General features: G+C 73.2%; 9 protein-coding genes. 1 reads left to right on the forward strand and 8 read right to left on the reverse strand.

What is annotated here, in order from left to right; genetic code table 11:
* Positions 1-370: 370 nt before the first annotated feature.
* The 3 genes from AB0K00_RS34515 to AB0K00_RS34525 form a co-directional block, all read right to left on the reverse strand.
* Complete coding sequence (locus AB0K00_RS34515; RefSeq protein ID WP_363529238.1) at positions 371-2,125, reverse strand: diguanylate cyclase; 1,755 nt, start codon at positions 2,123-2,125, stop codon at positions 371-373.
* Positions 2,126-2,200: 75 nt separating this feature from the next.
* Positions 2,201-3,403, reverse strand: a complete 1,203-nt coding sequence (locus AB0K00_RS34520) for a HAMP domain-containing sensor histidine kinase (RefSeq protein WP_363529241.1) — start codon at positions 3,401-3,403, stop codon at positions 2,201-2,203.
* A complete protein-coding gene (locus AB0K00_RS34525) occupies positions 3,400-4,065 on the reverse strand; it encodes a response regulator transcription factor (RefSeq protein ID WP_363529244.1) in 666 nt (221 codons plus the stop codon). The genes AB0K00_RS34520 and AB0K00_RS34525 overlap by 4 nt, the downstream gene beginning before the upstream one ends.
* Positions 4,066-4,179: 114 nt before the next feature.
* On the opposite strand from AB0K00_RS34525, the gene AB0K00_RS34530 reads away from it, so the two are divergent.
* Positions 4,180-5,547, forward strand: coding sequence for a PQQ-binding-like beta-propeller repeat protein (locus AB0K00_RS34530; protein ID WP_363529246.1), 1,368 nt, complete (start codon positions 4,180-4,182; stop codon positions 5,545-5,547).
* 18 nt (positions 5,548-5,565) lie between these two features.
* Here AB0K00_RS34530 and AB0K00_RS34535 read toward each other — a convergent pair whose 3' ends face one another.
* The 5 genes from AB0K00_RS34535 to dxs all read right to left on the reverse strand — a co-directional run bounded on the left by AB0K00_RS34535 (position 5,566) and on the right by dxs (position 12,646).
* A complete protein-coding gene (locus tag AB0K00_RS34535; RefSeq protein ID WP_363529249.1) occupies positions 5,566-6,213 on the reverse strand; it encodes an SPFH domain-containing protein in 648 nt (215 codons plus the stop codon).
* Positions 6,214-6,463: 250 nt separating this feature from the next.
* The gene (locus tag AB0K00_RS34540) at positions 6,464-7,720 is read right to left on the reverse strand and encodes a hypothetical protein (protein WP_363529252.1); all 1,257 of its coding nucleotides are present in this window, start codon (positions 7,718-7,720) and stop codon (positions 6,464-6,466) included.
* A 25-nt stretch (positions 7,721-7,745) separates the two neighbouring features.
* Positions 7,746-9,131: a PQQ-binding-like beta-propeller repeat protein gene (locus AB0K00_RS34545; RefSeq protein WP_363529255.1), complete on the reverse strand. Its 1,386-nt coding sequence runs from the start codon at positions 9,129-9,131 to the stop codon at positions 7,746-7,748.
* A 53-nt stretch (positions 9,132-9,184) separates the two neighbouring features.
* Complete coding sequence (locus AB0K00_RS34550) at positions 9,185-10,594, reverse strand: hypothetical protein (RefSeq protein WP_363529258.1); 1,410 nt, start codon at positions 10,592-10,594, stop codon at positions 9,185-9,187.
* Between the two features lie 99 nt (positions 10,595-10,693).
* The gene (gene dxs, locus AB0K00_RS34555) at positions 10,694-12,646 is read right to left on the reverse strand and encodes a 1-deoxy-D-xylulose-5-phosphate synthase (RefSeq protein WP_363529261.1); all 1,953 of its coding nucleotides are present in this window, start codon (positions 12,644-12,646) and stop codon (positions 10,694-10,696) included.
* Between the last annotated feature and the right edge of the window lie 59 nt (positions 12,647-12,705).

The raw sequence follows: 12,705 nt of genomic DNA on the forward strand, positions 1-12,705 counted from the left end.
TGCGACGACCAGGCGCATCCGCCACCCTGGCCTTCGCACTTCCGCGTGGAGGGGTGGACGGGCCTGCCTACGCGTCTCGCGCGAATGGCAGGCGAATTGGACGACAGACCTGTTGTGCCCCGAAACCCGGGCCACCGGTCTTCGGTTGCTGCGCGCATGCGCGTGTTTCGGCCGCGCCCCCTGGGCGCAGGGCGTGCGAGCGGAGCGAGCATTGAGGGTGTGGGGTGAGAATCCCCCACTGCTCTTAGACGGCCGAAGGCCGCCGCGGAAGAAACAGGCTTGAGTGTGAGCGAAGCGAGCATGGGGGGTGCGGGGTGGGAACCCCCCGCCGGGACGCCGCGCCAGCGGCGGCCCAGCCAGCACAGCTCGGCTAAGCGCGGTGGCGGCCGGGACGGTCGCCGCCGCGCTTAGCCGCGTACATGGCCTGGTCGGCGGTGCGGAGGACCTCGTCGGGGTCTTCGCCGGGGGCGGCGAGGTGCAGGCCGACGCTGGCGCCGATGCGGACCTCGTGGCCGACGATGTCGAAGGGTTCGGCCAGCGTGGCGCCCAGGCGGCCGGCCAGGGCGTCGGCGTCGGCGGTGGTGACGACGCCGGGCAGGAGCAGGACGAACTCGTCGCCGCCGACGCGGGCGAGGACGTCGGTGGGGCGCAGGCAGGACGAGAAGCGGTCGCCGACCTGGCGCAGCAGCTCGTCGCCGGCCTCGTGGCCGAGCTCGTCGTTGACGGGTTTGAAGCCGTCCAGGTCGACGAAGACGACGCCGACCGGGGTGTGCTGCAGCGACGCGGAGAGCCGCTCCTGCAGGCGGCGGCGGTTCGGCAGGCCGGTGAGCGGGTCGTGGTGCGCGTCGTGGGCGAGACGGTCCTGCATCTCGCGGCTGTCGGTGATGTCGCGGGCGTTGATGACGACGCCGGTGAGGGCGGGGTTGTGCAGCTGGTTGGAGGCGGTGAAGTCGAACCAGCGGTGGTTGCCGTCGGCCTGCAGCACGCGGACCTGCATGCGTTCCAAGCCGCCCTTCTCCGACAGCAGCCCGGCGAAGCGGTCCCGGACCTGCTGGCGGTCGTCGGGGTGCAGCAGGTCGAAGACCGACGAGCCGACGGCGACGAAGCCGAGGATGCGTTTGCCGCTGGGGCTGGAGTACATGACGGCGCCGTCGCCGTCCAGCACGGTGACGACGTCCGGGGCGTGCTCGACGAGGGCGGCGAAGCGTTCCTCGGCGCGGCGGCGGACGAGCTGCGAGCGGTACCCGAGGACGGCGAGCCCGGCGACGCCGACGAGGAGCATGGTCAGCAGCGCCAGGTTGATGGTGAGGCTGCGGTTGCGGACCGGGCCGTCGAAGGTGGCGGTCGACTGGGTTCGCACGTACGCCCAGCCGCCGGGCAGGCCGCCGTGCACTGCGGCGATCATGGACCGGCCGTTGGCGCGGTACGTGACGAACACGGACTCGTCGGAGCCGATCTTCTTGATGATCTCGGAGTCGACGAGCGTGCCGAGCGCGGCGGGGTCGCTCGACGCGCCGACGGTGCCGCCGGCGTCGACGACCAGGGACAGGTGCGACGGGTCGCTGAGTTTTTCCAGGTACACCTGGAGCTGCCCCTTGACCACGGGGATGAAGCCGTAGATCAGCGCGACGGGGTCGCTGCCGACGACGATCGGCACGGCGACCGCCTGGACCAGGGTGTCCTTCACCGTCATGAGCGAGGAGAAGCCGGGCTTGCCCAGCGCCAGGCTGGAGATCAGCGGTCTCCAGCCGATCGCGTTCTGGTCGGGGAACATGTTGGCGGTCTTCGTGGCGTTGATCGGGTTGCCGGTCAGGTCGGTGAGGACCACGCCGTAGGTGAAGAACGTCGACTTGTTCGCGTACTCGATGAGCGCGGCCCGGTCGCCGGCGTCGCCGGGCGTCAGCGACAGCGGCCGGCTCATGACGAAGTCGTTGAGCTCCTTCGCCGACACCAGCAGCAGCTGCTCGACCAGGCCGCCGTTGTTGGTGGCCAGGGCGAGGGTGTCGGCGCGGTGCACGGTCTCCGCGGCCCGCAGGGCGGAACGGTTGACCGAGATGCCGACCGCCCCGATGGCGAGCAGCAGGGCGGCGCTGATGCTCACGACGAGCCAACTCCGCAGCCGCATCCAGCTTCCTCCGACTTATCCTGTGGAGGTCTCATCGGCCGCGAAAGGGTCAGAACTGAGAAACTGTGCCCGCGATCACACGGGTTTCACCGGCGCGGTACCGGTCAGTACCGGGGTGACCGCGGCCGCGGGGAGGCTGACGGTGACCTCGAGGCCGCCGCCGTCCAGGGCGACGGCGCTGGCCCCGCCGCCGTGCGCCTCGCAGACCGCGCGGACGATCGACAGGCCGAGCCCGGAGCCGCGGGCGCCGGTGCGTTCCCGCCCGCCGCGCCGGAACGGCTCGAACAGCACCGGCACGTCGGCGGGGTCGACCTCGAAGCCGGTGTTGCCGACGACCAGCCAGGCGAGGGTCTCGTCGGTGCCGGTGCGGACCCAGATCCGCCCGCCGAGGTGGTTGTACCGCACGGCGTTCTCGACCAGGTTCCCGGCGAGCCGTTCGAGCAGGCCGGGGTCGCCGACGACCCGCGCGGGGGCGAGGTCCGTCGTCACGTCGAGGGTGAGCCGCTTGATCTCCTTGCCCATCGCGGACATGGCGACGGTCACGCCGGTGGCCAGGTCGGTCGGGACCTTGCGGCCGAGTCTTCGTCCCGCCTGCGCCTCGGTACGGGCCAGCAGCAGCAGCGACTCGACCAGCGCGTTGGCCCGCATGGAGGCGTCGCGCACCACGTTGGACATCCGGCGGAACTCATCGACGTCGGCGTCGGGGTCGTCGAGGGTCACGTCGACCTCGGTCCGCATCACGGCGAGGGGGGTCCGCAGCTCGTGGGAGGCGTTGGCGACGAACCGTTTCTGGGTCTCGAACGCCTCACCGATCCGGTCGAGCATCGCGTCGAACGTCTTCGCCAGCTCCGACACCTCGTCGTCGGCGCCGTCGTAGTTGATCCGGGCGTCCAGGGTCTCCCCGGTGAGCCGCTGCGCGGTGGTGGTCACCTTCTGCAGCGGCCGCAGCGCCCGGCCGGCCACGACGTACGCGCCGGCGACCCCGACCGCGCCGATGAGCAGCAGCGCGAGGCTGCCCCGGGTCACCAGCTCCCACTCGGCGGCGTCAGCGAGCTCGGTCTGCCACTGCCGGGCGTCGACCTCGCTGCCGTCCTGCAGCACGATGCGGGTGCCGGGCTGCAGCTCGTCGGCGGGCCTGATGGCGCCGTCGACGAGGAGGTACGCGAGGACGACGAGGACCAAGCCGGCCCCGACGAGCAGGATCCCGTTGAGCAGCGTGAGGCGCAGCCGCAGGGTCGGGCGGAAGACGGCGGCGCGGCGGGCATCGTAGATCGTCATTGCGGTTGCCTGGTGCGGTATCCGGCGCCGACGACGGTCTCGATCAGCGCCGGGTCGCCGAGCTTCTTGCGCAGCGTCATCATCGTGACCCGGACGGTCGTGGTGAACGGGTCGGCGTTGGCGTCCCAGACCCGCTCCAGCAGCTCCTCGCTGGACACGACGGCGCCGCGGGCCTTGAGCAGCTCCTCGAGGAGGCCGAACTCCTTGCGGGTCAGGTCCAGCGGCTGCCCGCCGCGGGTCGCGACCCGTTTGGCCTGGTCGAGCACGAGGTCACCGATGGTCAGCACCGGCGGCGCGGCCGGGGTGGCGCGGCGGCCCAGCGCCTGCACCCGCGCGACGAGCTCGTCGAACGCGAACGGCTTCGGCAGGTAGTCGTCGGCGCCGATCTGCAGCCCTTCGACCCGGTCGGCGACGCTGCCGCTCGCGGTCAGCATCAGCACCCGGGTCAGCGCGCCGGACGCGACGAGGTCCGCGCAGATGTCGTCGCCGTGGACGCCGGGGAGGTCCCGGTCCAGCACGACCACGTCGTAACGGGTGACCATCGCCATCTCGTGACCCTGGGTGCCGTCGTAGGAGACGTCGACCGCCATGCCCTGCCGGCGCAGGCCCCGCACGATCGCGTCGGCGAGGTTCTGCTCGTCCTCGACCACCAGCACGCGCACGCCACATCACCCCCACCCGGTCTGGCCAGTGTCAGGCACCGGCTGTGAAGTCCGCGTGAGCCAACGTATACCGCACCGTTGGCGACCATGGCCCGCGCCAGGCACTCTGATGTTGTGGACGAACCGCTGATCGACCTCGGTGTGGTCACCGACAACGCAGATCAGCTGGACATCGGTCCGCCACCGGCGGTACCCGGCAAGCGGCAGTGGCCGTTCGTGGTGGTCCTCGCGCTGCTCGCGGCGTTCACCGGCGGCTCCGGCCCGGGCAGCCCCGTGGAGGCGCTCGGCGTCCTCGCGGAGCACACCGTCGGGTTCGTCGCCGACCGGGGCGCGCTGTACGCGATGCGGGAGGAGCCGGCGGTCACCGCGTACGACTGGGGCACCGGCGAGGAGCGCTGGAGCCGCTCGATCCCGCCGAACACCGGCCAGGTCTATCTCGCCGCGGACCGCGCCTACATCCGGCACCGCCCGTGCACCGACGCGACCGGCTGGAGCCTGGAGCGGCTCGACCCGCTCGACGGGCGCCAGCAGTGGCTCGCCGCCGGGGCGCCGGTCGCGGTGCTGCGCATCGACCAGCGGCCGGGACTGCTGCTCGTCGACGAGCGGGCCGCCACGTGCCCGCCTGCGGTGCCGCTGCGCAACAGCCCGCAGACGCCGGTGCACCTGGCGGCGATCGACGCGGAGAGCGGCATCGTGCGGTGGCAGTTCCAGATGCCGGTCGGCGGCCGGCTGGTCTCCCCCGACGTGCCCGGCAACGACTGGTTCGCCATCTGGTACACCGACGGCCGCACCGAGGTCCGCGCCGCCGCGACCGGCGCGGTGATCAGCGCCGCGCAGGTGCCCGAGCTCGCCGACGGCCCGCCGACGAGCGTCCGCATCGTCGGCGACCTGCTCGTGATCGTCTCGGTCCGCCTCGACGGCGCGCTGATCAGCAGCTACGCGCACGCGCCGCTGACCTACAAGTGGCAGCAGCTCTTCCAGTCCGTCGAGCCGGTGCCGATCGCCGAGCTCGCCTACGGTCCCGTCGTCGTCGCGTGCGGCCCGATGATCTGCGTGCCGAACTGGCGCGACATCGCCGTGCTCGACCCGCGGACCGGTGAGCAGCGCTGGCGCCGCACGATCCAGCTGGACGCGGTCGGCAGCGGCGTGCTGGTGGCCCGCGACCGCGAGGACTTCATGCGGATCCGGATCGTCGACTGGCAGACGGGCGTGGACCGCAGCGAGCTCGCCGGCTGGGGGCTGGTGCCGATGGCCACCGACGGCAACGACGACGCGGCCGGCACCGCCGCCGCGGCCGGCACCACCTACGCCCTGGTCCAGAAGCCCGACGGCGACGGCTCCCGGATCGCCCGGATCAACCTGCACACCGGCGAGGTCGAGATCCTGGGCCAGGTACGCCCGATCCCGTCGCGGTGCGCGATGCGCGGGCACCGCCTGTCCTGCCTCGCCGGCGGTGACACCGTCCACCTGTGGAAGGTGTGACGCGCCGGCGGGACAGGCTCAGTCGGCGTGCAGGACCAGCGTGGTGCCGGTCTGCCCGGCCGCCTGCAGGGCGCGCAGCCGCAGCAGCGCCGGGTGGTCCTCGAGCAGCTTCGCCGTGTTCGCGAGGGAGCGCAGCGCGGCGGCCTCGGCGCGGGCGCGTTCGAGCTCGGCCCGGCCGCGCTCCTTGGCCAGCGCGGTCTCGGCGTACGCGCGGCGCAGGTCCCCGGGCAGCATGAGGTCCCGCACGGTCAGCTCCAGCACGTCGACGCCGACGGCGCCGGCGGCAGGGGCGAGGGCGGCCGTCAGCCGGGACGGCAGCTGCGACCGGGCGGCGAGGAGCGTCTCGAGGTCCGCCTCGCCGACGGCGGCGCGCAGTTCGACCTGGGTCCGCAGGTACAGCTCCTGCACCGGGTCCTGGGCGGCAGTGACGAACCGGGCCGGGTCGGTGACGACCAGGCGCAGCGTCGCGGAGACCTTGACCACGAGCCGGTCGGCGGTGAGCATCTCCTGGCCGTTGACGGGCACCAGGCGGGGACGCAGGTCGACGCGGTCGAGCCGGGTGCCGCGCCGCCGGTACGTGTGACGACCGGGCTCGAACACGCCGGCGAGACGGCCGTCGACGAAGCGGACGACCCGCTCGTATTCCATGACGGTGACCTTGGCCATGACCTGACTCCGGATCGGGGTTGGTACGCGGCGGCCGCGGGCGGGGGTCCCGCGGATCGTGCCGGGACCCGCAGGGCCCGCGGCCGCCGGGCACGGTTGTCGGTGCTGCTGGTGGAGTTGTCAGCCCCTGGGTGACTGGACGCACGGCGCGGAACACCGACCGGCGATGCCGGGGAGCCGCAGCCTGCCGTGCCTTCCGGAGGCGAGGGTACGGCCCCGGCGCGCGGTCACGCAGCCCGATATTCGCGGCTCACGGCAGCCGCAGCAGGACGACCTCGTCGCTGTCGGTGCCGCAGGCGACGAGACCGCCGTCGATCTCGCAGGCGAGCAGGGTGCCGGGCACGGACGCCGACGGTGTGGGCGCGGGCCCGCCGTCGGACCAGGCGAGCAGGGTGTCGCCGTCGGTCCGCAGGCCGAGCAGCACCCGGGGGCCGTCGGCGGCGAGGAACCGCCAGCCGGCCGGGACGGTGAGCCCGGTGTCCGGTGGCAGGGCCAGCACGCCGCCGGCCGCGACCGCGAGCGGGGTCTTCGGCACGATCCACAGCAGCGCGCCGCCGGCGGGGTCGACGGCGGCGGTGCGCTCGCCGCTGACGCACAGCGCCCCGTCGCACGGCAGGATCGTGAGCGGCCCGTTCGGACCGGTCGGCACCTGCGCCTTCCAGCGCGGGACGAGGTCGCGGCCGTACGCGGTGAGCCAGGTGCTGCCGGTCGGCACGTCCCACCGGGCGACGAGCAGCAGCTCACCGACGACGGCGACGAGGTCGTCGGCCGGTCCGGCGATGCCGGCGACCGGGGCGGTGCGGGCGCCTGTGGTGAGGTCGACGGTGCTCAGCCCGCCCGCGCCGTCCAGCAGCGCCGCCCAGGTGGCGCCGGTCGCGGCGGCGTCCACGGCGACGCGGGTGCCGGCCTCGACGGCGGTGTCCCAGCGGATGAGGCCGGCGGTGTCGATGAACTGCCACCGCAGCACCCCGGCGGTGGGCGTGTTGTCGGCGAGTGCCCGGCAGCCGTCGGACCAGAGGCTGCGCATGACGACGGTGCCGGCGCCGCCGGGCGGGGTACGGACGGGCACGCCGACGGCCCGCCACTGCTCCCGCCCGCTCGACCTGGTCACCGCGACGGTGGTCCCGGTGACCCCGGAGCGGCACAGGTCCGGGGAGAGCACCGCGAGGTCGCCGCGGACGTCGACGTAGGAGAGGCTGGCCAGCCCTTCGGGGGTGAACGACCAGCGCAGGGCGCCGTCGGCGGCGTCGAACGCCTCGACGGGCGTCGGCGTGCGGTCGCTGTCGAGCACGTACAGCGCCCCGCCGGCGACGTGGAACTCGCCGTTGCGCAGCGGCTGGCGGGTCACCTCGTGCGGGCGCCCGGGTGGCGGCGCCGCCGACACCAAGGACAGCAGCAGCGCCAGGACGGCGGCCAGGCCCCAGCCCCGGGGCAGCCCGACGGTGTCGTCGTCGACGTGGTCCCAGCCGTCGTCGATGACGCCCAGATCGATGGTGACCGTGCTCATCGGCACGGCTCCATTGTGCGCGGGTTCAGCGCGGGTTGGGCAGTCGCCAGACGGACAGGCCGCCGACGACCACGCAGGCGAGCGCGCCGTTGTCGACCGAGCACTCCGGGTTGCCGAACCAGTCGGTGGCGCGGGCGAACACGGTGACCAGCCCGGTCGACGGGTCGAGCCGGCCGAGCAGGGCGGTGCGGGTGTCCAGGGGGCGCCACAGCACGGGCTGGTCGCCACCGGTCAGCACGTTCCAGCCGGTGAGTTTCTTGACGACGGTGCCGGTGCGGCTGTCGACGATCCCGAGCTGCCCGGGCTGGAGCGACGACGGCTCGCGGTAGGCGCCGAGCAGCAGGCGAACTCCGGCGAAGCCGACGACCACCTCGTGCTCCTCGACGTGCCACCGCCGCTCCCCGGTGGTGCTGTCGACGGCGTCCAGGCCGTCGTCGCCGCCGGCGCAGAACAGCGTGGCCGTGCACCGGAACAGGCCGCTGGTGCGCGCGCCCGGCCAGCGGAACAGCAACCGGCCGGTGCCCAGGTCGTACACGTCCGCGCCGCGCTGCCCGTCGGGGTAGACGACGATCCGGTCGGCGGGGCGTCCGGAGCCGTCGAGCCAGCCGGCGCTGAACATGGCCGAGGCGCCGGACCAGTCGAGCTGATGGGTCTCGGTCATCGCGCCGGTCCGGGCGTCGTGCCGGGTCAGCTGCCCCGTGCGGCTCAGCACGTCGAACCGGTTGAGCCGGGACTGGAACGGGTTCTCCCAGCTGAAGTTGACGTCGGAACCCTCCGGGACGGTGACGTCCCAGACCGTCGCCCCGGTCCGCAGCGCCAGCCCGCGGATCCGTCGCTGCGGCTGCACGAACGCGTGGTTGACGCCCGCGTCGTCGTCGTCGCCGAACTGGTAGATCATGCCGACGGGCTCGTCCTGGGCGTCCTCGACGACCACGACGGCCGGGTTGGTCCCGTCGAACCTGACCCCTGCCCGGGACCACAGCTCCTTGCCGGTCGCCGCATCGAGAATCACGAAGGCGTTGGAGTCGCCGCTGCTGGAGCGGTCCTCGCTCATCAGGATGACCACGTCGGGTCCGGCGACCAGCAGCTGCTGCGGGAGCTCGGCCTCGCGTTCCCAGAGCAGCTTGCCGTCCGACAGCCGGTGGGCCTCGATCACCGGGCCGGGTCCGGTCGCCTGGTACCGGGCGAGGTAGAGCCGTCCGCCGGCCACCTGCGCCCGCAGCACCTGGTGCTCGATCGTGTACAGCAGGCCGGCACCGGAGCGCGGGCCGCCGGCGACGAGCAGCCCGAGCGTCACGGCCAGGACGGCGGCCACGGCCACCCACCGGGTCCGCAGCCGGCGCCGGGGCGCGGGCGGCTCCGGCGGCTCCCACGGGACGCTGAGGTCGAGCTCGATCACGGTCTCCGACACGGGACCCAGGGTGCCATGGCCGCCGTCCGGCCGGGTATCCGGTCGCACGGGCGTCAGCGCCGCGCCGGCAGGCGCCACACGGTCGCCTCGCCGACCATCACGCATGCCAGGGTGTCGCCGCCGCTGCTGCACTCGGGCGGCCCGTACCACTCGTCGGCGCGGCCGAACACGGTGATCCTGCCGGTCGCCGGGTCGAGCTCGCCGAGGAGCGCCGTGCGGGTGTCGACGGGCCGCCACAGCACGATCCGGTCGGCGGACGCCCCCTGGATCAGCCGCCACTCGTTGAGTTCCGTGGTGACGGCGCCGGTCCGCGCGTCGGCGATGCCCAGCCGCCGCACCACCGAGTCGGGCTGTTCGAAGGTGCTCACGACCAGCCGGTTGCCCTTGGCGGCGATGACCTGCGTGTACCCGTCGAGCCGCCACACGGACCTGCCGGTGTTGCTGTCGTAGCCGGTGATGCCGCGGTCGTTGGTGGCGCAGAACAGGCCCGCGGCGCACTGGTAGAGCGCGTCGTAGACCGCGACGTCGGTGCGGAACAGCCGCCGCCCGCCGGTGAGGGCGAACACGATCCCGCCGCGCTCCCCGTCCGGGTAGACCACGGCCCGGTCCGCGGCCTGACCGGGGCCGACGAGCCAGTCCGCGCCGGTGCTGAACATGGCCGGGGTGCCGGACCAGTCCAGCTGGTGGGTCGCGACCACCGCGCCGGTGCGGATGTCCCTGCGGGTCACCAGCCCGGTCGGGTCGAGCTGGTCGACGCCCGTCACGCGGCCGGCGGGGTACCGCCCGTCCCAGCTGAAGTCGATGACCGTGCCGGGCGGCGAGGTGAGCTCCCAGACCGGCACCCCGGTGCGCTCGTCGAGCACGAGGACGTGCCTGGGCTGCGGGTCCCCGGCGTCGTTGATGGACGGGTCGGGCGGCTCCTCGCCCTCGGCCACCTCGATGATCTTCCCGGGGTCGGGCATCTCCTCGACCACGATCAGGCCGCCGCCGCTGGTGCCGTTGAACGACATCCGTGGCCGGGTCCACAACTGCTGCCCGGTCGCCTTGTCGACGGCGGTGAGGGTGGTGGTGTAGCCACGGTCCGCGTTGGAGTACCGGATCATGATGAGCGTGCTGGCGCCGACCGTGACGTACTGCTCCTGCAGGTCCGTGTGGATGTTCCAGAGCACCTTGCCGTCCGACAGCCGCCGCCCCTCGATCCCCTGGCCGGCGGCGGCCTGCTGGAACCGGCCGACGATCAGCATGTCGCCGGCGACGATGACGCTGCGCACCTGGTCGTCGATCCGGTAGAGCGGCCCGGGCCGCGGTTGCGCGCCGGACGCGGCGAGCACGACGGCCGCGACGGCGAGCACGGTGAGTGCCGCCAGCCACCGCGTCCGGAGCCGGAACCGCAGCGGCGCCCGGGGCGGCTCGGGCGGCTCCCACGGGCCGCTGAGGTCGAGCTCGATCACCGTCTCAGCCACGTATGCCAGAGTCCCACGTCTCCCCGCGGGTTGCGTGCCCCGCGCAACCGGGAACGGCGGATCCCCCGGTGGGGATCCGCCGTCGTGTCGCGGTGCCGGTCAGCGGCGGACGCGGGCCGGGACGGTCGGCTGCTCGGCCTCGTCGAGCCGGCTGACCCATTCGGTGACCTGGCGGGACACGTCCTGCGCGGTCAGCCCGATCTCGGCCAGGATCTCGGCGCGGGTGCCGTGCGGGTGCCAGGCCTGCGGGACGCCGAGGTCGCGCAGCGGCACCCACACGTCGGCGTCGCGCAGCGACTTGGCGATCGCGTCGCCGACGCCGCCGGTGCGGATGCCGTCCTCGATCGTGACGACCAGGCGGTGCTCGCGGGCCAGGCCGACGAGCTCGACCGGGACCGGGCGGACCCAGCGCGGGTCGACCACGGTGACGCCGTAGCCCTGCTCGGCGAGGCGGGCGGCCGCGTCGACGGCGAGGTGCGCGAACGCGCCGATGCTGACCAGCAGCACGTCCTTGCGCTCGTGCTCGCTGAGCACGTCGACGCCGCCGAACCCGTCGACGCCACCGACGCGGCGCACGGCCGGCAGGTCCGCGGGGACGGCGCCGGTCGGGAAGCGCACGATCGTCGGGCCGTCCTCGATGCCGACGGCCTCGCGCAGCTCCTCGCGGACGGTCTGCGCGTCGCGGGGCGCGGCCAGGCGCAGGCCGGGCACCACGCCGAAGACCGCCATGTCCCAGATGCCGTAGTGCGACGGGCCGTCGGGGCCGGTGATGCCGGCCCGGTCGAGCACGAAGGTCACCGGCAGCTTGTGCATCGCCACGTCCAGCAGGACCTGGTCGAACGCCCGGTTGAGGAACGTCGCGTAGACGGCGACGACCGGGTGCAGGCCGCCGATCGCGAGGCCGGCCGCGGACGTCGCCGCGTGCTGCTCGGCGATGCCGACGTCATAGGCCCGCTCGGGGTACTTCTTCATGAGCTTCGCGATGCCGGTCGGCTCCGCCATGGCGGCGGTGATGCCGACGATGTCGGCGCGCTCGTCGGCGATAGCGACCAGCTCGTCGGCGAAGACGCCGGTCCACTTCAGCGCCGCCGGGGCGAGCAGCTTGCCGGTCTCGATGTCGAAGGCGCTGCTGGGGCCGTGCAGGCAGTCGGCCTCGTCCTCCTCGGCGGGCCGGTAGCCGAAGCCCTTGCGGGTCACCGCGTGCACGATCACGGGGCCGCCGAACGACTTGGCCTTGCGCAGCGCCGACTCGACCGCGGTCTGGTCGTGGCCGTCGACCGGTCCAACGTACTTGATGCCGAGGTCCTCGAACATCGCCTGCGGCGCGACCGCGTCCTTGATGCCCTTCTTGACCGCGTGCAGCACCTCATAGAGCGGGGGGCCGACCAGCGGCGTGCGGCCGAGGGAGTCCTTGACCAGGTCGAGGACCTTCTCGTAGCTCGGGTTGAGCCGCAGGTTGGACAGGTGGTCGGCGAGCCCGCCGATCGTCGGGGAGTAGGACCGCCCGTTGTCGTTGACGACGATCACGAGGGGGTTCTTCGCGCCGGCGATGTTGTTGAGCGCCTCCCAGCACATGCCGCCGGTGAGGGCGCCGTCACCGACGACCGCGACGACGTGGCGGGGCTCGCCGCGCAGCGCGAACGCCTTCGCCAGACCGTCCGCGTAGGACAGTGCGGTCGAGGCGTGCGAGTTCTCGATGACGTCGTGCTCGCTCTCGGCCTGGCTCGGGTAGCCGGTGAGGCCGCCGCGCTGACGGAGCAGGTCGAAGCCGTCCTGGCGACCGCTCACGATCTTGTGCACGTAGGACTGGTGGCCGGTGTCGAAGAGGATGCGGTCCTTCGGGGAGTCGAAGACCCGGTGCAGGGCGAGGGTCAGCTCGACCACACCGAGGTTGGGGCCGAGATGGCCACCGGTGCGGGAGACCTTGGCGACGAGGAAGTCGCGGATCTCCGCCGCGAGCACCTCGAGCTGCTCCGTCGAGAGGTCACGGAGGTTACCCGGGCTGCGGATGGAGCTCAGCAGGGTGGCGGCCTCGGTCTCTTCAGTGCTCATGGAGCCCAACTCTAACGGGACCCCGCATCCCCGCACGTCGGCCGGATGAATCTTGACAG

The sequence above is a fragment of the Dactylosporangium sp. NPDC049525 genome, from assembly GCF_040676755.1.
Classification (GTDB): domain Bacteria; phylum Actinomycetota; class Actinomycetes; order Mycobacteriales; family Micromonosporaceae; genus Dactylosporangium.

Coding starts and splice junctions, on each gene's coding strand:
- AB0K00_RS34515 (WP_363529238.1), bottom strand. CDS start 2,125: ATGCGGCTGCGGAGTTGGCTCGTCGTGAGCATCAGCGCCGCCCTGCTG.
- AB0K00_RS34520 (WP_363529241.1), bottom strand. CDS start 3,403: ATGACGATCTACGATGCCCGCCGCGCCGCCGTCTTCCGCCCGACCCTG.
- AB0K00_RS34535 (WP_363529249.1), bottom strand. CDS start 6,213: ATGGCCAAGGTCACCGTCATGGAATACGAGCGGGTCGTCCGCTTCGTC.
- AB0K00_RS34540 (WP_363529252.1), bottom strand. CDS start 7,720: ATGAGCACGGTCACCATCGATCTGGGCGTCATCGACGACGGCTGGGAC.
- dxs (WP_363529261.1), bottom strand. CDS start 12,646: ATGAGCACTGAAGAGACCGAGGCCGCCACCCTGCTGAGCTCCATCCGC.